The following is a 25390-nucleotide window of genomic DNA, read 5'->3' on the forward strand; positions in this document are numbered from 1 at the left end:
TTTTAGATAAATCTGGAGTTATTCATTGACCTTAAAATTATACCATTACTGGATTAATCAAAGGTTAATAGGTAAGAGAAATCAGTGAATGTTTGATTAACTCTGAAAGTAGTTCCAGAATTTGTTTATAGACTAAAGGGGTGAATAAAATCAGAAAATTAGGTAGAAATGGTAAAATCGCTATTGCAAGTTTATGCATCATAGTACTTGTTATGGCAATAGGAATCTATGGAATAACTAACAATAGTCCGAGCACAACCCAATCTGTTGCCACAGATACACAACCCCAGACCAATGGCACTTCTTCAGCCAAAGCCACATCCGACTACACTACCAAAGTTGACAGTATAAGTAAAAATGCAAATAATGCTTTAAATGATTCATATACCATACTTGAGAAATATGCAAATGGAGCAATAGATCAAGATGATGCTGTTTCACGACTTCAAAAAGATAAGGCTAGCTTGAATAATGCACTTACAGAAATTCAAAGTTTAACTCCGCCGCAAAACCTGCAAAATTTCCATAATTTGTTAATATCAGGATTTCGAGATCTTAATCAAGCATTAACACTTGAAATCAACGGGTTGCAAAATAACAATGCAAATGATCTGCAAAGCGCCGCAGACTTAACAGATAGTGCAATTTCAAAGTTTAAACAAGCAAAACAAGAAACTAACCAAACGGATTAGTCTTCCATCTTTTTATATTTAATCTTTTTAATTTTAATTTTTAAATAATCTACAAAACTAGCCTTACTGACCTTTTAACAGAATATCCAGAACACAATTACTTATTTCTATTAAATTTTTGAAAATATCAATGAATTTTTTTAGAAAGGTTTAAATCAAACATCTTCTAATTTACTAATATACAAATTTTTTTCTAACAAAAAGTATCTAAAACCGAAACCTTTATAAGTATATAAGTATATACTTATAGAATATGTTGAGGATAAATTCTGAACACACCTCCGATTTATCAGAGGAACTGGAAGAATTGTTCAAAGCACTCGGAAATGTTAACCGACTGATGTTAATCTATAAATTAGCATCCGGCGAAATGGAGAAGGTTAGTGTTACTGAAATGGCAAAGATAACGGGTTTAACCCAACCAGCTGCTTCACAACATCTTAAGATACTAAAAACTGCGAAGATCCTCAACGCAACAAAACAGGGAAACTATATATATTACACCTTCAACAGGAGTGCCCTGATAAATCACAAAGAAAAAATTGATTTTTTATTTGGTTGCCTGTTTTTAAAGTGCAACAAATCAGGAAAGCGCGAATAACATTTATCCATTATCAAATTTGCGCAGTAGATATTAAATTAACATAATTACAAAATCAAGGAAAGTAAAACAATAATTAAAGCTTAATTGGCCTTAAAAAAGGAACTACCTACCCTTGAGTGATATCATGACCGAAATGAACATCAACAAAGAATTGTCTGTACTGGTTATACCAAACACAGTTTATTTAAATAGGACTGATATAACCTTAAAAATTAGTAAAAAAATTGGTAGCGAAATCTACAAGCGAGTTGCAGCAGATGACTTCTATGGAATTGCACTTGCTGTCCGTGAAGGAAGTACTGAAGGACTGTACAGCGAAGAAGACTTCTACCAAGTAGGTACATTAATTAAAATTCAAAATGCCAAAGCAATGAAAGATTTCTATCAACTTAAAATGGAAATCGTTGAAAGAGTAGAAGTAGATGAACTAATTCCTGAAGGGACAAATTACAGGGCAACCTACAGGTTAATTCCAGATATAATGGACTTAGATCCAGAAGATGAAGAAGATATACTCAAACACATCAAATATCTGGTTTCTGAAATAAGTGAAAACTTCAAAGGCTCAAAAACATACGTTGAGCAGGTAAATAAATTAGATGACATAACCAAAATCATAGCCTATGTTTTCCCTTACATGAGAATATCTCTTGAAGAAAAACAGGCCTTACTTGAAATACGATCACTAAAAGAAAAGAGCTTAAAGTTCTTAGACATTTTAATCGAACAAAAAGAAGCAGTTAAGTTCCAGATGGAAATGGCTGCAAAGTTCAATGAAGAAATGAGCAAAAGAAACAGAGAAAACATGCTCAAAGAGCAGCTTAGAGCCATACAAGAAGAACTTGACGATGTAGAAGGCGGAAGCGGTAAAAAAGATTACATGCAGTTAATCGAAGAAGCGGACATGCCCGAGGATGTCAAAGAAGTAGCTCTTGAAGAACTGGCTAAACTTGAAAGACAAGGCCCTCACAGCTCAGAAGAAAACGTCATAAGAAACTACCTTGACCTGCTTGTCGCCCTTCCATGGGGTAAAAGCAAGATCAAAGATATTGACATAGAATCTGCAAGGAAACTCTTAAACGAACAGCACTACGGACTTGAAAAAGTTAAAGACAGGATCATTCAACACCTCACAGTAATGAAATTAAAACAAAACAAACAGGGATCCATTTTATTACTTGCAGGACCTCCAGGAACTGGTAAAACCAGTTTAGGTAAAAGTATTGCCGAAGCTTTAGGGCGTAAATATGTTAGAATCAGCCTTGGTGGTGTTAAAGACGAATCTGAAATCAGAGGTCACAGAAGAACCTATCTCGGAGCTTTACCCGGCAGAATTATCCAGGGAATGAAACGCGCAGGCGAAAGAAACCCTGTATTCATCTTAGATGAAGTGGATAAAATAAGAGCCGGAATAAACGGTGACCCCGAAAGCGCATTACTGGAAGTATTAGATCCAGAACAAAATGACACTTTCTCAGACCACTACTTAGAAGTGCCTTACGATCTATCCGATGTATTCTTCATTGCAACAGCAAACTCACTCAGAGATATTCCAGGACCGCTCAGGGACCGTATGGAAATCATAGAAGTTGGCAGCTACACCAGCCACGAGAAATTCCACATTGCTAAAAATCATTTGATTGGAGAGGTACTGGAAGATCACGGTTTAGATGACACCCAACTTCAAATCGAGGACGAAGCTTTAAAAACAATCATTGAAAAATACACCAGAGAAGCTGGTGTAAGGGGACTTAAACGTCAATTATCTGCAGTTGCAAGGGTGACATCAGAGAAAGTTGTACTTGGTACAGTTGATTTACCTTACGTTGTTAAATCTGACATGTTATACGACATATTAGGACATGAACTTATCGCACAGCAACAAGCAGGTAAAAACAACCCGCCAGGAGTTGTAACAGGTCTCGCATGGACTCCAGTAGGCGGTGACATCCTGTTCATCGAAGGTGCTTTCATGCCAGGTAATGGAAAATTAACTCTTACCGGTCAATTAGGTGATGTAATGAAAGAATCAGCTAAGATATCTCAAAGCCTGATTCGTTCAAGACTTGCATTCCACTTAGAAGGTATTGAGTTTGACAAAAAAGACTTACACATACACGTTCCATCAGGAGCAATTCCAAAAGATGGACCATCTGCAGGTGTAGCATTACTAACCACCATTGCATCACTGGTAACAGGCCGTAAAGTTGACCCTAAACTGGCCATGACCGGTGAAATTTCACTTAGAGGTGCAGTACTTCCAGTAGGTGGAATTAAAGAGAAGGTACTTGCAGCCCATCGTGCTGGAATAAACAGAATTATCCTACCAAAGGACAATGAAAAAGATTTAGATGATATTCCACAGGATGTTAAAGATGATATAAAATTCATCTTCGCTGAAACAGTGGAAGATGTCATAAGTGAAACCATTGGTATTGAACTTCCAAAACCAGTGATGTACAGCATGACATCAAACCAGATAACAGGTGGAGCTGGAGCTTAAGCTCCTTTCCCCTTTAATTTGACCAAAAATCCCTATCCTGCCCTAAACTTATCTTATTTACCTCCAGTTTGACACCAAAACACAAAGTGTTGGATTTAATTGGCAGGATAGGGATCCTCCTTTATATACTCACTTTTATTTTTTTTATTTCCCTATTCAACCAGCTAACGCATACATAACTCACCTCCATAAGTTGGATAGGGAATCACTCAAAAAATCTGTCAAAAATCTATGAGTTTTGACGCATGCAAAAACTTAGTTTTTGCAAGCTTAGATTTTTTGGTGCCCCAAACACAAATCAAAATTCAAAGAATTTTGATTGTGTTTGAGGGTATTTTTTTCTATAAAATTTCAATTTATAAAAAGTTGTAAAATTCTTGATTAATTCCATGACAAATTTTTCTCGTATTATTTTTTATTTCCAAACAATTTATTTAATATTTAAAGTCTAGACAGTATGAAATATTTATTTTCGTTAATTGCCCATAAATGGTTAGCTGCATGTATATGTGCTGCTTTATTTATGCTAATTTTAAAGAATTTTGAATTTTTGAATATAATGACTTTTTAATTTTTATTCTAAATTTTCAGGTGTGATATTTTAAGTTTTTTATAGTTCACCATTATAAATTGTTATTTCTTGCAAAGATTGAACTTTAGATTAGTTAAACCTTTGAATTTTATTTTTATATTTGATAAAAGTCACCCAAAATAGAAAATAATATTAGTTATGATATAATTAATACTATTAGGAGTATCCATTTGAAAAATATCGTTAATATGAGATGCTCCTAAATTCTGGAGGATATCTTAATGGTCAATAAAGGAGAATGGATTATAAAGTGCGATAATTGTCAAAAAGAATATGATATTGCAAAAGATGCTCCTGCACGATTAGAAGAAGTATATGGAGAAAAAAGATTAGTGCTGGAGTTTAGACCGGAATGTCCCTATTGTAACACATATAACTCACGCATAGCAGTAAAGAGATAATTCAAATTTATGCACATTTAATACAAAACTTCACTAATTTCACCAAAAATAAAAATCTTAAAAATTTACGAATTTTCTAAAATTATGCACTTAAAAAGAGAAACTCCTTTGAATTTAATAACGCTCATGTCTAAATGGTTGTGCCGATATTACTTTGAATTTATTATGAGTTACATGGTTAATTAAATTACGCTCTTCCCAATATAATTTCATATAATTAATTGATATTATAATTTAACATAAAAAACATGAAGTGTGCACCGGATCATGAACATGAGCAAAAAAATAAAATAAATAATTAAATTAAAGGATCAGGCAACTTAGCATCAGGTTTATCCTTTAATCCACCTATTTTTTCAATTCTTATTTTTAAAAAGTGTTCTCCATCTTTTGAAGCCCCATAGATTGGTATAGATGCACCTGCAGTGAAAATTTTTCTCCCTTCACCAACTTCTCTTATATATTTTGAAGCACAGCCAGTTATAACATCTGCATAATCGAACATCTCTTCAGCTTCTTCCTTAGACATTTCAGTTACATGGGCAGCGAATATGTAAATATTAACCCCTTCATGTTCTTTTTCAATCTCTCTAAGTTTTTTTGCATCTTCAGAGAATACAACAGAAACTGCTATTTTTTTGTGGCCCATTTCAATAGCCTTTAGTACACCTTTAATCTGGTTAATTTCAGCAGTTTCAGGATTAAGGACATTTTCACGTCCCACTGTAACTATGATTTTTTCAATTGGGGATGTGCTTAAAAATGCTGATATCCTGCCAGCCATGCCCTGCACAAACTCAGGATCCTCAACGATGGTGGTTCCGCATCCTTCACTTACAATAACAGCACAGTCAATTATACCTTCATCAAGAAGAGTTCCCAGTGTTTCAGATACTCCAAATGATAAAAAATCTTTCATACGTAATTTTCTCTCGGAAGTACACATTCCAAAATCAAGGATTCTAAATTCTATGTTTTCTTTTACGGCCTCAGGTGTAATCTCTTTGATTCCTCTGTATTTATCAAAAAGGGGACAGTAACTGATTTTTGGTTCTCCAACTTCCACTACTTTTCCATCTCTTACTACAACCCTTGTTTTTCCAAGCGCTTCTATTACATGTTCATCCATTGTTACCCCTCATGTTTAACTAGCTAATTTGTACTTTTATAAAGGCACAATATAATATTTTTTATATTTTCATAACTGGAAATTTCTTTTATAAAACCTGTTGAAAATTCTTATATAATTCTACTTCGTTATAGGCTCATATAACGAAGCACGCGAAAATTTATTTTTGCGCGTCAAAAATCCTTGTGATTTTTGACAGTAGATTTCAGATATAATTATAAAAAATATACTAATTTAACTACCTAACAAAAAGTTAAAACTTTAAAAATTAACGCTTTTTCCATTGCCCAGACTATATGTCACAAGTTATTTTTAGCAATTTCTTCTAAATAGACAATTAATTATCTTATTTATTAATTTTCCATTAGATATAACAGAAAATTAAACTAAAAAAATAAGAAAAATAGAGATTTATAAAATAAAACTAAATTATAAAAGTTCATCTCTTAAATGGTATCTCAGATATAAAATTAAACTAAAAAAACAGAAAAAATAAGAAAAATAGAGATTTATAAAAAATAAGGCTTATAAAAGTTCATCTCTTAAATCTATTGTATCTTCGAGATCAGGTCCTGTTGAAATTATAGTTACAGGGACACCTGTTTCGCCTTCGATTTCTTCTATAAACTTTTTAACTTCTCCAGGAAGTTTAGAATAATCTGTTACATTTTCACAGTTAGGGAAAAGTTTATCTACACAGGTTAATGCGATTTGAGTTGCACCGTTTATCATACATGATTCCCTTGCAAGTTCCATGTCAAATAAACCTACCCTTCTTCTACGGCCGGTTACGGTACCATATTCTTCAATGCCCATTTCTTCAGCTTTTTCCTGTGTTATTTCAGTTGCAAAAGGTCCTTCACCAACTCTTGTTATATAAGATTTAAAAACAGCTATTACTTCATCAATTCTGGTTGGTCCCACACCCACATCAGCTGCAAATGTGCTTGCTGTTGTGTCTTTGCTTGTTACGTATGGATATGTACCATAATAAAGAGAGAGGCCGAATCCCTGAGATCCTTCAATAAAAACCTCTTTATCATCGTCTAATGCGTCATTTACTTCTTGAGGAACATTTGTTAGGTAATCTTCAAGTTCTTCATATTGTTCTGCAAGTTTTATAGTCCTCATAACTCTGTCTGAGTTTGCAGGTCCGCATCCAGTTCCAGTACTCCCTATTTTATTTTTAAGATAATCAGAAGCCTGATCCTGTTCTTTATGTTTGTTTTCTATAATTGCGCATCTATAATCAACAAAAGTCCTGTCCCGAACATTATATTTATTTAAATAGTCCATTTCATGCATGAAAACTTCAGGATCCACCAGTACTCCTGCTCCAATGAGCATTCTTGCACCAGTATGTACAAATCCGGAAGGAGTTAATCTTAATCCATATTTTTCGCCGTGAATTTCAACAGAGTGGCCTGCGTTTGGACCTACACCTGCTCTTGCTATAATGTCTGGTTTATCATTGTCACAAAGATAAGTGATACATTTACCTTTACCTTCATCTCCCCAGGCGCCACCAACTAATATACTACATGTCATATTTTAATTCTCCATAATTATTCGCCTCTTATACTATGGGAAGACCTTGATAAAAATCTTTCCCCTAAGAGTTTGAAGTTTTATATTAATTTATTTAAAAATCATGAAAACATTTAAAACTAAATTTATCTTTTAAATTACATGCTATTTTTTATAATGCACCCTTAAAATCGTTGAATTAATTTTTTATAGTTTCTCCATTGGTTTAATTCTAATTTTGTTAAACCATCTTTTTTTACAATACCTTAAAAAAATATTAAAATTCACTTTTTAATATCCAGGTATCACCGTAGTTAATTTGTCATTTATTATATAAAGATTAATTGCAAATTTTCATGCATAGCTAATGCTCAATTTACAGGTACTTGAAACCACATTTACAATTAATCTAAATCATTCAATAAAAATTATATAATATTTTAAAATATTTCATTTAAATATATCACACTTGAAAATAAAGAGATTCGAATAAACACATTTACACGTAATTCAATAAAATACAAGCATTAAATCAATTAAATATTTTTTATAACATTCATTAAAATATATCACATCTAAAAATAAAGCATTACTTTCCATCATGCTCAAATTCAAAGGTAAATACCTTCTTTACTAAAATTGAATAGAATACGCACCTTTAAATCAACTAATAAACTATCCATAATATTTCAGTAAACTATATCACAATCAAAAATAAAGTATTACTAGTGATATCATGCTCAGGTTTGAAGGTATAAAAGAATATGATACAGCTGAAAGTATCCAGACTGCACGTAATTGTGCCATAATATTTTCAGATGATGAATTACCTAAAAACATATGTAAAGACATCGAAGAGACACTGAATAGATATGAGTTCAGTAAAAAAGAAAAAGTAGAGATTGAAGTTAGATACATAAAGAATGTTGCTGAAATTATTGTGTCCGTTCACTGCCCTTTAAGACGTTTGGTTGGTAAAAGCGATGAACAGATCCTGCGCGGCCTTAAAAATTACAGGTCCCGTTTTGAAGATTACTATAACAATATAAAACCTTACTAACTCTTTTTTTTTAAATTTCTTATTTTATGTCATTAATGTTTAGATAATTCAGCAATTATATTTACAATGTTTTTAACAGCAAGTCTAAAGTCTTCTATCCTTATATTTTCATTTGGAGAATGCACCAGAGAGCCCCAGTATTCTGCACCAGTAGAGACAGTTGGGATACCTAATTTATTTATGAAATTATAGATAGGGCTGCTTCCAACAGAAATTGGATAAATTAAAGGTTCCATGCCGTATGTTTTTCTAGTTGCATCCCTGATTATATCCACTGCAAAGGAAGAAGGTGCTGTTTTAGCGGATTCATACCCATAATGATACTTAACCTCAACATCACTGAATCCATGTTTTTCTATATGTTCATGGAGATTTTCAAGAAGCTTTTCAGGTGTCTGCCCTGGGAAAAGTCTAAAGTCTACTTTAGCAAAGGCTTCACTTGGAACTATAGTTTTGGTTCCCTCTCCAATGTAACCTGATTTTATACCATCGATGTTGCATGTTGGTTTTAAATATAAGGATTTTAGCGCATCAAATCCTTCAAATTTCCCTGCAAATTCAGTTAGTCCATATTCTTTCTTTGTCTCATCGTCGTTAAATGGAATTTCTTTTAAAAGTTCTTCATCTTCTTTAGTTATTTTAATATCATCATAGAATCCTTCAACCAGGATTTTACCCTTTTCATCTCTAAGACTGCTTAAAAACTCCACTAATCTCCAGACAGGATTAGGCACTAAACCCGCCCTGCCTGAATGCACGTCCCTATCAGCTTTCTTAACAAAAAATTCAAAAAATGCAAGCCCTTTGTAACCGAGCTTTACAGATGGTCTCCCGTTTTCGTGCTTATCACCAGATTCCCAGACGCCGATATCAGCTTCAAAGAGGCCTTTATATTTATCAATATATTTTGGAAGTGAAACACCTCCAATTTCCTCTTCACCCTCAAAAACAAATTTAACAGCTACTGGAAGATCACCCCTTGTCTTTAAAATGGATTCCACAGCCTTGACTCTAGCTATAATATTTCCTTTGTTATCTGCAACTCCCCTTGCAAATATTTTACCGTCCCGTATCTCCGGCTCAAAAGGCGGGCTCGTCCACAGCTCCAGAGGATCTGCCGGCTGCACGTCGTAGTGGTTGTAAAAAATAATTGTTTTATTGTAATTTTCAGGTTTGTACTCCCCATAGATTAGAGGATTTGCCCCTTCCATCTCCAGTATTTGGACATTCAATCCCGATTCTTCAAGAATTTCTTTAATCTTTGTTACACATTCTTTTATACCTTCATCTTGCGTAGATATAGACGGAATGGAACATATCGATTTAAGGTCTTCAATAAACGTGTCAAGATTTTCATCCACATAGTCTAACGCTTTTTGCATTAAATCACCAACAGTTGGAATATATGATCCTGATTTTTAATAAAATTTAGTTATGGATATACCGTTAAAAATTTGATTGATTTTTGTACTTGTATCGTTCATAGGTTTTTCACTCCAAATTTTTTAGTAAAAATTAAATAATTACTTAATAAAATCTAAAATCATAAACTTCAAAAATATTAATTGTATTAGGGTTAATTGCAGCCGTTTCAGGATGATAAAAATGTTGAATAGGTGTTAAAAATGGATATTTTTGGTGATAAAACAGAATATGAAAAATATTTTGACAAAGCAGGTAGCTACTTAGAAAAAGGGAATCTTGAAAAAGCCATTGAATATCTTGATAAAGCTCTGGAAATAAATCCAAATTATATTGATGCTTTGGTTAACCAAGGATTTGCACTTCAAAATTTAGGTATTTTTAATGAAGCATTAGATTGTTATGATAAAATATTAGCAATAAATCCTAATCAGGCAGTAGCTCTGCTAAATAAAGGCATTATATTACTTGATAAACTTAAAGACTATGAAAAAGCAATAAATTGTTATGATATTCTTTTAAATATGGATAAAAGAGTTTTTAAGGATGTAATTAAGGAATATAATATTAATTATCCTCATATATATGCTAATATCTATAATGATAAAGGTTTAGCCTTATTTAATCTTAAAAGATATAAAGATGCCATTTATTACTATAATGAATCGTTGAAAATTGATCCTGAAAATTTAAAAGCCTTACACGGTAAAAAACTTGCAGAAGATGAATTAAATGATATAAAAAACAATTCACATCCTAATTATAATACTCAAATTAATGATGGGATGGATTTTTGCCCTAAATGTGGAACTAAAAGTGTAACGGGTGCTGAATTTTGTTATAATTGCGGGGCAAAGTTAATTCAGGATAATGCAGTTGGAGATATTAACACATCTATTAATGGTAGTGGAAATGAAAATTTTAATTATCAAAATATAGAAAAATCAGTAGTTAGGATGAATGAGCCCAAAAAGTTTAAACATCCCTTAATATCTATTCTTGATGCAATTAATAATATATTTCTTGTTCTTTTATTTGTAAGTACTGTAATTTTGATTTTATCTTACATTATACCTCTATCCGAGATCATTCGGTATAGTTCTGGAATTTTCGTAATTATATTTTTAGCAATTGCCGTGAGTTCATCAACAATTTCAAACATGCTTAAAAGACGTCTTAGGCAAAAAATTATACAAACTGGCATTCCAGCTCAGGCACGCGTCCTTAAAGTGACTAACTTAGAATACAGTCATCATCAAGGAATACGAACTGCAAAACTCACCCTTGAAGTAGATCCAGAAACAGATGCCCCTTACCAGGTAAAGTCTACTGTAAATGTAGGTGTAAGTGATGCATCACTTATTTTCCGCCCAGGTAGTACAGTCAAAGTTTTCATTGATCCTGGAGATGCCAGTCAGGTTGAAGTTGAGTATTAAATGGATTTGCAAACTCTTTAAAAATGATTAGTATTGGTTCGCAAATCCTTATCCAGAAGCCTTCAATTTTTCCTGATTTTCTATAAATTCTGGGTTCTCAAACGTAGAAAAGGGTTTATCTTATTCATAATCCCCAGATACCTTCGTTTTTGCTTCCTGGTGCTTTTATTCATACTTCATAAGCATAAACAAGCGTTGATCATCTTCATTATCAATTTCATCTACGATCTTGTAGTTCAGGAATCGTTTTGCGTACCAGTATTCGAAGCCGATTCCATAGCTTCCTTCATCATCTGCGGAAAATCCACCGCGTCAACGGCAGCCTTTACCATCACTTCCCTCTCACCAGATTCCATCTCTTTTCTTGTTTCACTCGAAAAATTAAATTTAATAAACTCCTATTAAAAATTACATCTTTTATACGCCGCCGGCTACCGCTGGCGGCTTAAGTAGTAAACTAACACAATTAATAAATAAAATCTCTAAACATCTAAAGCTAAAAAAATATAATTTATTTTGATATTTAAAAATAAGGGAAAAATCGTATTCGGTTAAAAATTAAGAAAATAAGAAAAAATTTAGGTATTCAGGTCAATTAGAAGGATAATTTAGATATCCTGCTCATTGCTTCCTTGGTATTCTCAAGCGTGTTAAACGCAGTTAATCTGAAGTAACCTTCACCACTCGGACCAAAACCTACACCAGGTGTACCTACAACATAAGCTTTATCTAACAGGGTGTCAAAGAATTCCCAGGAATCCATGCCGTTTGGTGTTTTGACCCATATATAAGGTGAGTTAACTCCACCGTAAATTTTAAGGCCAATTTTTGTTAAGCTTTCTCTGATAATTTCGGCATTTTTCATGTAATAATCAATTGATTCCTGAATCTCTTTCTGTCCTTCTGGAGAATAAACAGCTTTAGCAGCAACTTGTATAGGATAAGAGACGCCGTTGAATTTGGTTGTCTGCCTCCTGTTCCACAGAGGGTTTAAAGCTTGAGGATTTCCTTCCCCATCATACCCCATAAGTTCTTTAGGTACTACAGTGTAAGCACATCTGGTACCGGTGAATCCTGCATTTTTAGAGAAGCTTCTAAATTCAATAGCTACTTCTTTTGCCCCGTCTATTTCGTAGATACTGTGAGGGATGTTGTCTTCACGTATGTAAGCTTCATAAGCCGCGTCGAAGAGAATTATAGCATCGTTTTCTTTGGCATAATTTACCCACTTAGCTAACTGTTCTTTTGTAAGAGCGGTACCTGTTGGGTTGTTTGGGAAACATAAATAGATTAAGTCTACATCTTCTTCGGGGAGTGCAGGTACAAGGTCATTTTCTTCAGTGCATGGAAGGTAAACAAGTCCCTCATATTTTCCGTCTTCTCCCATAGGGCCTCCACGTCCTGCCATGATATTAGTTTCCACATAAACCGGGTAAACTGGGTCTGTTACTGCTATTACATTATCAAGCCCAAATATTTCCTGGATGTTTCCAGTATCACATTTTGCCCCGTCGCTGATGAATACTTCATCATTGTCTAATTGGATTCCCCTTGGAGCGTAATCATTTTTGATGATTTCTTCAATTAGAAAATCGTATCCCTGTTCTGGTCCATAGCCTCTAAATGTGTCGGCCTGGCCCATTTCATCAACTGCATTTTTGAATTCTTTTACTACAGCCTTTGGTAACGGCCTTGTGACGTCACCAATACCCATACGGATAACATCAGCGTCAGGGTGTTCTTTTTGATATTTATCAACACGGTGAGCAATTTCTGCAAATATATAACTGCTTTTAAGTAATAGGTAGTTTTCATTAATTTTGACTGTCATTTTAAGTCCTCTAAAATCTGTGATTTTAGGGTTTCGAAAAATTCTATGAATTTTTCTTCAACCTCTAAAAATATTTTCAATATTTTTGTGGTCACAAAATCAAAAGAGTTTTGTGACCTCTCATTTAAGTCATGATTATATATTGGTTAATTTATTTATTCATTTATGTGCAAAGTAAAACTTTACTTACCAACAACTGTTTCATCAACTTACAAAGCTACAAAATCTTTTAAAGCTGTGAAATGAAGTTAAGCACTGCCAAAAAACTTAGTTTTTGACGTCAGGAAACCTTGAAATTCTGTAAATTCAAGAGTTTTCTGGCTTCAAAATCCCATCTTGTGAAGGTTTCATTCAGATGAGTCATTACAACTATTTATGTGCAAAGTAAAACTTTACTTACCATCCACTATTTCATCTAACCTTGCAAATCCAACCCTATCAAAGAAACCTTTTTAAAAAAAGCCAGCGAAAATCATAGCTTGCAAAACTGAAGGTTTTGCGCATTCGAAAGCTTTGCTTTCGATGCACCAAACACTACGTGTTTGAGTGCTCCAAAAAACCAGAGGTTTTTTGAGAGATTTTCGGGGCCCGCAAAATCGAAGATATTGAAAAATGCTAGCATGCAAAAAAAACTTTGTTTTTTGTTGCGGTTACAAAATCTTCGATTTTGTAAACATTTTTCAATCTCCCCAAAATCTGTGATTTTTGAGGATTTTGCAGGGGTTTCATCCAAAAATTAGGGAGTAATTGTAAATATTTTACTTATGTGCAAAGTAAAATCTCAACTTACCATCCACTATTTCATCTAATCTTGCAAATCCAAACCGTTCAAACTGCACAATATCATTAACTTTCAGGTCCTTGCACGAAGGTTCTGCAAGACCAGGTGTGACACTTGCATCAGGCATTACAACTTCTACTTTCCGGTTATATTCTGCAGGGATCCAGTGAATAAACTGAGCGCCAACTTTCTTAGCATCTTCAAAGTTTGAATTATACACGACCCCTATATAATCTTTCTCTGCATCCGCATAGTCTAATCTGAAAATAATTATATTCAGTGCGTCCATAAGCCTTATAGCTTTATAAAACAGTTTATCAGCAAGTTCATATTCCAGCTCTTTTGCAAATTCGATAATATCTGAATCAATTTCAGTGTTTTCTGAAATCTGGTCGTTAATTATCTTGATTTCTTTAAATCCTTCGTATAAATCTTCTTTTACAAGATAAACTTCCCCGTTAAATGGAATTTCACGGTACCCTCGATCTAAAAAGTCAGGGTGTAACGGCCTCTTAATTATCTCTTTGTTTTCTTGAGGGAAATCATCTATTATAACTTCTTCAGGGTTCCAGACAAAGAAATACCTGTTTGCAGCTTCTTCTAAAATCGCACGGTTTAATCCGTATATTTTCTTCCAGCTTACAACTGAATCGGCCATTTTAACACCTATTTCATTCATAAGCTCCTGAATGGATTCTTTCATTATTCCACGCTTTGCAATAGCCCTTATTGTTCCGAGTCTTGGGTCATCCCAGCCAGAATAAATACCTTCATCTATACCTGCCCTTGCTTTAGAAGTACTTAAAGCAATGTCTTCCATTTTAAGTCTTCCGTAGTGTATGAAAACTGGTATGTCCCAGCCGAAGTAGTTGTATAAATACTTCTGTTTTTCAGAATTTGCAAGGTGATCTTTTCCACGTAAGACATGTGTAATTCCACACAGGTGATCATCTACAGCCACAGAGAAATTCATCATTGGGTAAATCTTATATTTTCTACCAATACGAGGGTGTTCAGCATCTACAATCCTCATTATAGCATAATCCCTTATTGCAGGGTTTTTATGTTCTATGTCAGTTTTAACTCGAAGTACTGCTTCTCCTTCATCAAGGTTTTCCATATTTTTCCAGCGTTTGAGATTCTCTTCCACACTTAAATCTCTGCATGGGCATGCTAATGATTGATCTTTTAGTTTTTTGAATTCTCCGGCTTCACAGTCGCACATGTAAGCTGCACCCATTTCAATGAGCTTTTCAGCATATTCATAATAAATAGGGAGCCTATCGCTTTGAATGATTTTTTCGTCAATTTTAACACCCATCCACTCAAGATCTTCGTCTATCATTTCATAGGCATCTGGATCGACTCTACGTGGATCTGTATCTTCAATACGGAGGATCAGTTTACCGCCGTACTTCTTCACATATTCATTGTTTAAAACAGCAGCCCTTGCATGTCCTATATGGAGGGGACCACTTGGGTTAGGTGCAAACCTTAAGACAACTTCACCTTTAACATCTGGAAGGTCTGAAAGTCCTTTTTGTTCCACTTTCTTTTCTTTTTCTATTAATCCGCCCCTTTTCTCAAGTTCTGCAGCTTGAGTTTCGGGATCCATAGAATTTACTTTTCCAACAACCTGGCCTGCAAGTTTAGAAACTTCCTTAGACTGGCTTCTAAACTCTGCATGGGAACTCATAATACTTCCAATTACAGCACCCATCTGGGCTGTCCCCTTATGTTTAACTGCGTTCATAAGGGCATATTTATATAAAAGGTCTTCTAAATCGCTCATAAAATCACCCACAGAAATAAATAATAATAAAAACCCTCAAGCAGTTTTTGCTGGGGGTATTCGAAAACAGAGTTTTCGAAAGTCTTAAAATTTGATTTTAGGACTTGGAAAATGTACTTTCCAATGCGCCTAAAAAGGATATAAATAAAATGGTTTTAGTGAGTTCTCTCAATTACAAAATCAGCAAATAGTTCAAGGGCTGTTTTTGCATCAGAATCATCTAAAACATTCAAAAGCTCTTTTGCAGTTTTAACATCTTCAAGAGCTATATTTCTAGTATATTCTATTGCCCCATATTTTTCAAACAGTGCAATTGCATCGTCCACTAAACTTTCATCATTCTGGTTTAGTATATAAATTAACCTTTCTTTATCTTCATCTGATGCCTTTGAAAGTGTGTTGACAACCATAAGGGTCATTTTACCCTTAACTATGTCGCTGCCTACAGGTTTTCCAATTTCTTCTGCATCACTTACCACATCAAGGTAATCGTCCTGAATCTGGAATGCCATTCCAATTAAACGTCCGTATTCTGCAAGGGCATCGATCTGTTCATCGGTTCCCCCACCGATTAAAGCCCCTGCTTTAGTTGCAGCTGATATAAGGGCAGCTGTTTTTTTATAGATCATGTTCAGATATTCATCTTCTTTAACGTCTAATTTTCCTTCAAAACCAATATCCAGTGCTTGTCCTTCACATAATTTAACACAGGCATCTACAGCGGCACTCATTGCACGCATAATCCTTTGAGGCTGGACATGTTCTATATTTGTCTCAAGTATAGATTCAAAAGCCTTTGAGAATATGGTGTCCCCAGCCAGAATTGCCATGGGTTCTCCCCATATGGCATGGACTGATGGCTTTCCCCGTCTCATATCATCTTTGTCCATTATATCATCGTGTATAAGGGAGAAAGTGTGGATCAATTCCACTGCCGCTGCTGTCTTAAAAGCGTCTTCCTTTCTGCCGCCCACTGCTTCACAGCACAATACAACAAGTGCTGGGCGCATTTTCTTGCCCCCAGCCTTAGTTAAATGAGCTGATGCCTCACCGAGGGATGAAGGATCAATAGTCTTCAATGATTCTCCAATTTCTACATCAACGTTCTCAGAATATTCTTTAAGTACCTGCGTTACTTTCATTAAACTCCTCCGTTAAATACCTGTGCCTGGCCATTCCTTAATATATGAATATTGTTTCCTAGTTTATAACCTTCTTCCTCTGCAAGTTCGGTGTAAGATGCAAGCATTTCAAGACTTCCGTGTGACGGAATGATATGCATTGGGTTAAGCATCCTTATAAAGTCCCTGTGGTCCTCCCTTCCTGCATGTCCAGATACGTGGGCATTAGTAAATATTCTGGCGCCACTTGATTTAAGTCTTCGCTCCAGTAAATTCCTGTTTGCAACGTTCATAGGGTTTGGAATTATAGGTGCAGATATTACAACATTATCTCCATTTCTAACGTTGAAATGTGTTTTACCAGCAGCGATACGTGGTAAAAGTGCATCTGGCTCTCCTTGATGCCCTGTTGTAACTAAAAGATACTCTGATCTCTTTTCTTCTGCCCTTGCAAGGGCCTTGTTTACTGCTTTTGGACTCCCGTATATGCTCGCAGTTGCAGGAAGTTTTAAAATTCCCATAGTTTCAGCTAAACTACAGAACCGCTCCATGGATCTTCCAAGAAGCAGCATCTGCCTGTCGCTTTCCTTTGCTATATTACATATAGCCTGGATACGTTCTATATGGGATGAAAATGTTGTAACAAGCATTCCATTTTTCTCATCCATAGGGCCTAGCATTATATCTTTAAGCATGATCCTTGCAATCTTTTCAGAATGAGTTTTAGCTTCCCCTCCTTCTGAAGCCCTCGTGGTATCGACTATAACTGCAAGAACACCTTTCCTTCCCAGTTCTTTTAATCTGTTGTAGTTTGGTGGTGGAGAAAGCAGCTGGTAATTATCAAATTTAAAATCATTTGAATAAATTATAATACCTTCAGATGTATGTAAAGCTGCCATTGCAGTTTGCGGAATACTGTGAGTCATCTGAATAAACTCTAGTGTGATATCTGGAGATATCTGACATTTCTCTCCAGGGTTTAAAACCTGGAGTGGGTTTGTAACTGTAAATTTCTTTTCTGCTTTAATGGTTCTTTCTATAAGAGCCAGAGTATAAGGTGTTGCTATTATAGGAGCTTCATACCTGTGGGCAAGCTTTGCAACCGCCCCTATATGATCTAAATGTCCGTGTGTAAATACGATAGCTCTTACCTTTCCATCAACTTCTTTCATTAAAGTATCGTCTGGAATAACACCTCTCTCAATCAAATCGAGACTGTGCATTCTCGCTATATCTGTATCTTCATGAATATGAATTCTATCAAGGTGAATTCCCATATCAAATATGACAACATCATCTCCAACTTTAACAGCGGACATGTTTTTTCCGACTTCTTCATATCCACCAATTGCTATTACTTCAACGCTCATTTTTGACCTCCATGCGTCTTTTTACGTATAAAACAAACCTTTTATTGATTAAGCTACACTTAGGTGCTTTATCAAATCTCTAAAGTTTGCAATAATATTGATTATATGTACTTGATAACCAGTTACCTCAATTTTTAAATGAATATCTATACTTTAAATTTGTAAATTTCATTAAACTGGTTACAATCCAATTAAATTCTACGGGCATATTTTTTAGTATTAATGCCCCTTTCAGTAAGCCATTCGCGTGTTTTACCACGTATTAACAGATCACAGTTTCTAAGTTCTTTTACGTTGTTTGCACCAACCAGAAACATTGCAATCTTGAGTGATTCTTTAAATTCTTCAACTTTTTTAACCACAGATTCATAACCTGTATAAGCTTCCTTAAGAAGAGGTAAAGCAATTCCAACACATTCAGCACCTAATGCTAATGCTTTAGCAGCGTCAAGGCCGCTCCTTATACCACCAGAGGATATTACAGGGACATTTACCGATTCACAAACTTCAACTGTACTTGCAGCAGTTGGAATCCCCCAATCCCAGTATAAATTTCCAATATAATCTTCTTCAGCTCTGTATGTTTCAACTGCAGCCCAGCTTGTGCCTCCAGAACCTGCAACATCTATTGCATTAACACCTGCTTTTTCTAGAGTTACTGCTTCTGATTTTGAAATTCCTGCACCTGTTTCTTTGGCAATAATAGGCATATCAATTATATCTGCAATTTTTTCAATGGATTCAACATATCCTCTTGCATCAATATCCCCTTCCGGCTGAATTGCTTCCTGTAGAGTATTTAAATGAATTGCAAGGGCATCTGCTTCTATCATTCCAGCTGCAGCTTCTGCATACTCTATCTGTGGCGCACCTATGTTGCCTATTATGAATGCAGATGGTGCATTTTCTCTTACCACGCTGTAAGTTGGGATAAGCTCTTTATTTTCTACAGCAGCACGCTGACTTCCAACGCCCATCCCTATATTAAGTTCATCTGCGGCTTTTGCAAGTTCTCTATTTATTTTAGTTGCTGCAGGGTGTCCACCCGTTATAGCTGATATTATTAAAGGAATATCTAATTTTTTTCCAAAAAAGTCTATTGATACATCAATTCCTTCTTTATCCACTTCAGGAAGAGCTTTATGGATGAGTTCTATATCTTCAAACCCAGTACTTTTACCCCGATATTCAACATCACGCTGATTACATATTAATAAATGTTCTAGTTTCCGTTCTGAAGTCATGGTATAGTTCCTTCTTTTTTAATTACGTCCATTAATTCCTAAATTATTATGAGTATGTGATTTAAAGCTCTTTTCATGAACTGAATGATTAAATTTATTTCTTAGAGTTCCAATCTCTATGATTAATATTTCTCCAAATAAATAACTTCATAATTCAATTAAATAATTAATTTATTTCTTTTTAATTATGGTTCCAATTCCTTTTTCATGATTTAGAGCTCTTTTAACAAAGTTTTCTTTACCTGCATTTATAATCTCAGATTCAACTCCAAGTTGTGCAAGTTCTATAAGTTCTGTAAGTTTCCCGTTCATTCCACCAGTAACGTCCACGTTTAATGAACCTTCTGCAACAAGGTCATCACATGACGTAACGGTATTCAATAATTTTGCATCTTCGTATTTTTTTGGGTTTTTGGTGTAGATACCATCTACATCAGAACCTAAAATAACACGTGTTGGTTTCAAATTTTCCCCCAGATAGTTTATTATCTGATCACCAGATAAAACACATATTTTTATAGATTTATCCAGATCCGGCACCACGTCGCCGTAGATAACCGGGACAAATCCCAATTCTAAATATTTATTAATTAAATCCAAATTACAAGAATGGATTCGTTTATTTTTAGTTATAATGAATGATGATGGTTGTAATGAGACTGCTAAAACTCCTTTTTTTCTTAAACTATCACAAACAAAAGTATTCAATTTTTTAACCCAGCTCTGCGTAATGCAAAATCCAAGTTTTTTTCTGGCAAAATCCTCTTCGTCAGTTATGGGGCTGCCTATTTCATATTTTTTGGCAGATGGATGTCCAAAGGAGCCAGCACCATGCACAATTATAAGTTTATCAAATGATGACTCCGCAATTTCGTCTGAAATTCTATTTAAATTATCGTGATCAATAAGGGGTTCTTCTGCCTCTTTTTTTGTGATCACACTTCCCCCAAGTTTAAGAATAATCAATTAGCATCTACCTCTCTAATTAATGTAATGTGGTGATTTTAACTCCTTCTTTTGAAATATCTGCATTTAAAGCAGTTTCTGTTTCATTGATTGCAGATATAACATTACCAGTTCCGCCAGGGCAGTATGCTATTATGCTGCCGCCGCCGCCGGCACCAGTTATTTTAGATCCACATGCTCCTGCATTTCTTGCAGTATAAACCATGCTTGAGAGTTCTTTCGTGTTAACACCAAGGGCATCTAAAAGCCCATGATTTATATTCATAAGTTCTCCAATCCTTTTTTTATCATTTTCAAGGATTGCTTGTTTTGCTTCTTCTGTTATAAGTTCAATTGAATCAATTACTGGATTAATAATATCAGGATATACATCTCTTCTTACTCTAACTGCTTCAACAACTTTTCCCGTATTTCCCCGGGTATCTGTATATCCTATAACAACCGGAATATCATAATCAATATCCAACTGCACAATGTCTTCAGCATTTGTTTCTAAATAAATCAATCCACCATAAGTACTTATGGTAGTATCTAAAGGACTTGCAAATGATTTCTGAACAGTGAGTTCAACTTCATGTGCATATTTGGCTATCTCTTCTTTTTTTAAATCTAGTTTATTATATGCAGAAACTGCTGCAATTGTGGCGACAGTTACCGCTGCTGAAGACCCAAGTCCCCCACCAATGGGAATATTTACATCTATACTTATATCTATTCCAGAACCATCATGGACTTTTTTAATGGATTCCAGTATGTACTTTAGGATGCCTTTTTTTGGAGAATCAGATATAATAGCTCCGCTATTAAAATCAATGCACCCTTTTATTCCCAAATCTTTAATATTTACATTTATATTACTGGTGCTGCTTTCTAAGACCTCTACACATGACCTTTTACTTATGGCCATTGCAATGGCAGGTTTGCCATATACAACTGCATGTTCCCCAAATAGGATTGCTTTTCCAGGTGCAGATGCCTTGACTTGCATTTAATTCACCGTGATAATCTTGATAATCTTAATTTAATGATTTAAGCGTCAATAGTGACTAAGTAGACATTATTGGCAGATTTATATTACTTATTTAATTTTATATTTACCAGAACATAGCAGATGCATAACCAACTACTGCACTGTAATCTCCAGTTAGATCTCCACTCGTTGCGTATTTTAATACTTCCGCATTTTGGGCTCCTAACCCTTTTGAAGCAATAATAGTCGATGCTACAGGACCATAACCACACATCGTAACGTTAAGGTCTAACACTCTTTTCATCATTAGTTTTTCATCCATCGATTCTATTGCATCCAGAACCTGTTTGTCATTTTTAGCTGCAATATTTTGCGGCTTGTAATGGGTCATATCTGAACTTGCGATTATTCCAACAGAGGTTCCAAGTGCTTCTGCTGTTTTTTTTATGGAATTACCTATATCATAGGATGTTTCAAGATCCTGAATCCACATGGTTACTGGGACAATTTTAAAATCGTCACTGAAATACTGTAAAAATGGTAGATGCACTTCACAGCTGTGCTCCTGGATATGAGAAGACACGTCAGAATCAATGATTCCGGCATCATTAATCATTTCCTTTGCAAATTCCGTATCTATTTCTACATTTCCAAGGGGAGTTTCCCATTCTCCTTCCAGCATTGTTGATATGCCTGATCCAAGTCCAGTATGGTTAGGACACAGAATCACGAATGTTTCTGGAAATCCATCTTCTACGATCTTATAGTAAGAATGTGCTGCAATTGGCCCGGAATACAGGTAACCTGCATGAGGCGCCATTACTCCCTTTATTTCCCTTTTATTACCCATAGTTGGGATTTTTCCGGGACCCAATTCATGTTTAAAGCACCATTCTATTCTGTTTTTTAAAGACTCAGGATTACTTTCATAAAAAACGCCTGCAACTGCAGGTTTTCTTATCATAAAATCACTGCCTCTTTTGTTTTTAAACTCAATTTTGGTTAATATTTACCACTTCAATCGAGTTAATTTTTACTCAAGTCAGCTTACACATCTTAAAAGCGCCGAAAAGTTTTGACTCATAAGATTTGTAAGCTGCCAAATCGGGGATTATATCAAATTATATTCCTCGATTTAAATTCGAAATATTCTCGAAAAGACATAGATTTTAGCTGAACGCTGTAAATCTATGATTTTAAGCTATAGTTTAAAGATTAAATTTTTAACTCGAAATCAGCTGGCTGCATTTCAAGTTCTTCATCTTCGCCTAATGCTCCTTTTGCTCTTAACATCTGTCTAGCAAGTAACCAGTAGACAAGTGCAATAGCTTTTCTACCTTTGTTGTTTACAGGCAGCACTATATCCACATTTCCAAGTAAGTTTTCTGTATCACAGAGCGCGACAACAGGTATTCCTATTTGTTTTGCTTCAATAATTGCCTGTGAATCTGATCTTGGGTCTGTTACTACAAGCACTTTAGGTTCTATAAATTTAGCGTAATTTGGATTGGTTAATGTTCCTGGTATGAACCTTCCAGGTATTGTTTTTGCTCCAGTGAGCTTTCCAAATTTCTTAACAGGAGCCTGACCATACTGCCTTGTGGACACAACTAATATGTCATCAGCGTCATATTTTGCAAGGAATTTTGCTGCTGATAGTATTCTATCGTTGGTTTTCCTTACATCCAAAACATACAGACCATCTGCTCTTACTCTATATATGTATCGTTCCATGTCTTTAGTTTTTTGCTGAGTTCCAATGTGTAAACCTGCTGCTAAATACTTGTCTAGTGGAATTAAAAGTTCTGACAAATTAATCACCTCAATATTTCAAATAATTTAAAAATTTGTGTTTTTTTATATTTTTTAAAATTTAGTAGTTTTTTAGTCCGTTTTAACGGCTTTTCCTAATAAGACGAATGATTATTCATCATCCTCAACTTCTACTGCCTCATTAGGACATACATCCATGCAGACTTCACATAAGCTGCATTCTTCCTTATTTACAATAACTATTTTGTCCCCTTCAATTATAAGGACTTCCATTGGGCATACGTCGACGCATTCTGCGCAGTCTGCACCGTCGCATTTATCGTGATCGATAGTTATCTTAACCATATGTATCACCTTGTGTTTAAATATCCGCCATTTTTGGATTGATCATCTCTTCTTCAATTCTGATAAGTTCGTTAAGTTTTGCGATTCTTTCCCCACCTAGGGCTCCTGTTTTGATTATTGGACTTGCAAATCCAACAGCTAAATGAGCTATTGTTTCATCTGTTGTTTCACCAGATCTATGTGATACAACTGGTACATAACCATTAGCCTTTGCAAGTTTAACTGTTGCATAGGTGTCGCTTAATGTTCCTATCTGGTTTGGTTTTATGATGATCGAATTTGCAGCACCTACATCAATCCCTTCCTGAAGAATTTCTGCATTGGTTACAAACAGGTCATCTCCACAGATAAGACATTTGTCCCCTGATTTTCGAGTAAGTTCTGCAAATGCTTCAAAATCGCCTTCCTGTATAGGATCTTCAACATAGAACATGTTGTAAGTATCAATGATTTCTTTAACAAAGTCTATCTGTTCACCAATATCTCTGCTTACGCCTTCTCTTTCGTAAACATATTTAGAGCCGTCCCACATTTCACTTGCGGCCATGTCAAGGCAAGGCCTTATTTCAATTCCAAGTTCATCGCCTACTTCTTCGCAAGCTTTTGCTTGGATTGAGAGGGCTTCTTCATTGGTAAGGTTAGGTGCCCATCCGCCTTCGTCTCCTTTTCCACCAGTGAAAGTGCTGTCTTTGGCTTTTATTAATGAACCAATTTTTTTATGAACGCTTGAGTTTGCAAACACTGCTTCAGTTATATTTTCTGCTCCTACTGGAAGGACTAAAAATTCCTGAATATCAGGTGCATTTTTACCGGCGTGTGCTCCACCATTTATCATATTTCCTAAAGGATATGGAATTTCATTTTTGGTAATTCCTCCCAGGAATTTGTAAAGCGGCAGGTTATAGGATGCAGCGGCAGCCTTTGCAGTTGCCATTGAAACAGCAACTATGGTGTTACCACCTAAAGAAGATAGGTTATCGGTACCATCTATTTCTTTTAAAACCATATCTATATCATTTAAATCTTCGGCATCCATTCCAATAAGCTCAGATGAGATAACGTCTTCAACTTCACTTATTATTTTATCAACACCGCCTTCGGGAAATGCTGTAACTTCGCGTATACCGGTACTAGCACCGCTAGGCGCTGCAGCTCTTCCAAAACCATTCCATGTTAAAACATCTACTTCTACCGTTGGGTTTCCCCTGCTATCTAAAATTTTTCGTACACGGACGTCTTCAATAATACTATCCACAAAAACACCTCTTCATAGATGATAAGTTATCAGTACCACCTATTTCATTTAAAACCATATTTATCATTTGAATCCTACAAAAATTGCAAATTTTTGCAGGCCCGAAAATATTTGATTTTCGCGATTTCAGCGCCTATTCCAAGTTGTGATAAAATTATGCATTCATTTCATTTATCATTTTAGCAATGCAACTCTTAGTATGCTGTAATTTCATAAAATAGTGGTTATTTTCTAATACCGAGAGGAATTACGCCTTTTTTAAGTTCTAAACTTGCAATATCTATTGGATCAAGTGACCCTTCAACTTCTATTAATGGTTTTGCCCCCATTGATAACTGGAGGGCTCTTGCACCAACAATTCTTGCTTTTTCAAACCTTGTAAGTTCTTCAGATGACATAACATCTTCTCCTGATTCAATACTGAACCTTTTAATTTTATAAGAGAATTTCTATTAACTTATCATATGCTATTATAATTTTTACCATCACTCAATTTTAAAATCTCGAAAAATCATGGCGTAAAAAATCTATGATTTTTTAAGGTTCTGTAGGTTTTTAGAAATTCGCTTAAGTTAA

At 35.0% G+C, this 25390-nt stretch carries 21 protein-coding genes; 6 read left to right on the forward strand and 15 right to left on the reverse strand.

Annotated features, from left to right (window positions below):
• The first annotated feature begins 140 nt into the window (after positions 1–140).
• The 4 genes from AAGU07_RS04130 to AAGU07_RS04145 all read left to right on the forward strand — a co-directional run bounded on the left by AAGU07_RS04130 (position 141) and on the right by AAGU07_RS04145 (position 4792).
• The gene (locus AAGU07_RS04130) at positions 141–692 is read left to right on the forward strand and encodes a hypothetical protein (protein WP_342457931.1); all 552 of its coding nucleotides are present in this window, start codon (positions 141–143) and stop codon (positions 690–692) included.
• Between the two features lie 307 nt (positions 693–999).
• On the forward strand, positions 1000–1293 hold the full coding sequence (locus AAGU07_RS04135) for a metalloregulator ArsR/SmtB family transcription factor (protein ID WP_342457932.1): 294 nt from the start codon (positions 1000–1002) through the stop codon (positions 1291–1293).
• A 127-nt stretch (positions 1294–1420) separates the two neighbouring features.
• Positions 1421–3799: an endopeptidase La gene (lon, locus tag AAGU07_RS04140; RefSeq protein ID WP_342457933.1), complete on the forward strand. Its 2379-nt coding sequence runs from the start codon at positions 1421–1423 to the stop codon at positions 3797–3799.
• Positions 3800–4612: 813 nt separating this feature from the next.
• Positions 4613–4792 (forward strand): hypothetical protein, encoded by a 180-nt coding sequence (locus AAGU07_RS04145; RefSeq protein ID WP_069585245.1) that lies wholly within the window; start codon positions 4613–4615, stop codon positions 4790–4792.
• Between the two features lie 298 nt (positions 4793–5090).
• Here the strand turns inward: AAGU07_RS04145 and AAGU07_RS04150 are convergent, their stop codons facing one another.
• Together AAGU07_RS04150 and AAGU07_RS04155 are read right to left on the reverse strand one after the other, a co-directional pair.
• On the reverse strand, positions 5091–5921 hold the full coding sequence (locus AAGU07_RS04150; RefSeq protein ID WP_342457934.1) for a methanogenesis marker 8 protein: 831 nt from the start codon (positions 5919–5921) through the stop codon (positions 5091–5093).
• 525 nt (positions 5922–6446) lie between these two features.
• Entirely contained in the window at positions 6447–7469 is a 1023-nt protein-coding gene (locus AAGU07_RS04155; protein ID WP_342457935.1) for an adenylosuccinate synthetase, read from the reverse strand.
• A 715-nt stretch (positions 7470–8184) separates the two neighbouring features.
• On the opposite strand from AAGU07_RS04155, the gene AAGU07_RS04160 reads away from it, so the two are divergent.
• Positions 8185–8508, forward strand: coding sequence for a hypothetical protein (locus tag AAGU07_RS04160; RefSeq protein WP_342457936.1), 324 nt, complete (start codon positions 8185–8187; stop codon positions 8506–8508).
• Between the two features lie 32 nt (positions 8509–8540).
• On the opposite strand, the gene AAGU07_RS04165 is transcribed toward AAGU07_RS04160, so the two are convergent.
• Complete coding sequence (locus tag AAGU07_RS04165) at positions 8541–9890, reverse strand: M20/M25/M40 family metallo-hydrolase (RefSeq protein WP_342457937.1); 1350 nt, start codon at positions 9888–9890, stop codon at positions 8541–8543.
• Between the two features lie 243 nt (positions 9891–10133).
• Here AAGU07_RS04165 and AAGU07_RS04170 point away from each other — a divergent pair, with 243 nt between their 5' ends.
• Positions 10134–11366, forward strand: coding sequence for a tetratricopeptide repeat protein (locus tag AAGU07_RS04170; protein WP_342457938.1), 1233 nt, complete (start codon positions 10134–10136; stop codon positions 11364–11366).
• Positions 11367–11961: 595 nt separating this feature from the next.
• On the opposite strand, the gene AAGU07_RS04175 is transcribed toward AAGU07_RS04170, so the two are convergent.
• From AAGU07_RS04175 to AAGU07_RS04230, 12 genes are all read right to left on the reverse strand, one after another.
• On the reverse strand, positions 11962–13197 hold the full coding sequence (locus AAGU07_RS04175; protein ID WP_342457939.1) for an LL-diaminopimelate aminotransferase: 1236 nt from the start codon (positions 13195–13197) through the stop codon (positions 11962–11964).
• Positions 13198–13955: 758 nt separating this feature from the next.
• Positions 13956–15770, reverse strand: a complete 1815-nt coding sequence (locus AAGU07_RS04180; protein WP_342457940.1) for a glutamate--tRNA ligase — start codon at positions 15768–15770, stop codon at positions 13956–13958.
• 155 nt (positions 15771–15925) lie between these two features.
• Entirely contained in the window at positions 15926–16912 is a 987-nt protein-coding gene (gene idsA / locus AAGU07_RS04185; RefSeq protein WP_342457941.1) for a short chain isoprenyl diphosphate synthase IdsA, read from the reverse strand.
• Positions 16912–18261: an RNase J family beta-CASP ribonuclease gene (locus AAGU07_RS04190; RefSeq protein ID WP_342457942.1), complete on the reverse strand. Its 1350-nt coding sequence runs from the start codon at positions 18259–18261 to the stop codon at positions 16912–16914. Before AAGU07_RS04190 ends, idsA begins: the two co-directional genes overlap by 1 nt.
• A 191-nt stretch (positions 18262–18452) precedes the next feature.
• A complete protein-coding gene (gene fni / locus AAGU07_RS04195; RefSeq protein ID WP_342457943.1) occupies positions 18453–19505 on the reverse strand; it encodes a type 2 isopentenyl-diphosphate Delta-isomerase in 1053 nt (350 codons plus the stop codon).
• A gap of 171 nt (positions 19506–19676) precedes the next feature.
• Positions 19677–20471, reverse strand: a complete 795-nt coding sequence (locus AAGU07_RS04200) for an isopentenyl phosphate kinase (protein ID WP_342457944.1) — start codon at positions 20469–20471, stop codon at positions 19677–19679.
• Between the two features lie 19 nt (positions 20472–20490).
• Positions 20491–21459, reverse strand: a complete 969-nt coding sequence (mvk, locus tag AAGU07_RS04205; protein ID WP_342457945.1) for a mevalonate kinase — start codon at positions 21457–21459, stop codon at positions 20491–20493.
• A gap of 106 nt (positions 21460–21565) precedes the next feature.
• Positions 21566–22405, reverse strand: coding sequence for an AmmeMemoRadiSam system protein B (amrB, locus tag AAGU07_RS04210; RefSeq protein WP_342457946.1), 840 nt, complete (start codon positions 22403–22405; stop codon positions 21566–21568).
• A gap of 251 nt (positions 22406–22656) precedes the next feature.
• Complete coding sequence (rpsB, locus tag AAGU07_RS04215) at positions 22657–23253, reverse strand: 30S ribosomal protein S2 (protein ID WP_342457947.1); 597 nt, start codon at positions 23251–23253, stop codon at positions 22657–22659.
• A 111-nt stretch (positions 23254–23364) separates the two neighbouring features.
• On the reverse strand, positions 23365–23559 hold the full coding sequence (locus tag AAGU07_RS04220) for a 4Fe-4S dicluster domain-containing protein (RefSeq protein WP_048079975.1): 195 nt from the start codon (positions 23557–23559) through the stop codon (positions 23365–23367).
• A 16-nt stretch (positions 23560–23575) separates the two neighbouring features.
• Positions 23576–24814 (reverse strand): phosphopyruvate hydratase, encoded by a 1239-nt coding sequence (gene eno / locus AAGU07_RS04225; protein ID WP_342457948.1) that lies wholly within the window; start codon positions 24812–24814, stop codon positions 23576–23578.
• 224 nt (positions 24815–25038) lie between these two features.
• Complete coding sequence (locus tag AAGU07_RS04230; protein WP_095652103.1) at positions 25039–25212, reverse strand: DNA-directed RNA polymerase subunit K; 174 nt, start codon at positions 25210–25212, stop codon at positions 25039–25041.
• Between the last annotated feature and the right edge of the window lie 178 nt (positions 25213–25390).

This window comes from Methanobacterium sp. (assembly GCF_038562635.1).
Classification (GTDB): Archaea; Methanobacteriota; Methanobacteria; order Methanobacteriales; family Methanobacteriaceae; genus Methanobacterium_D.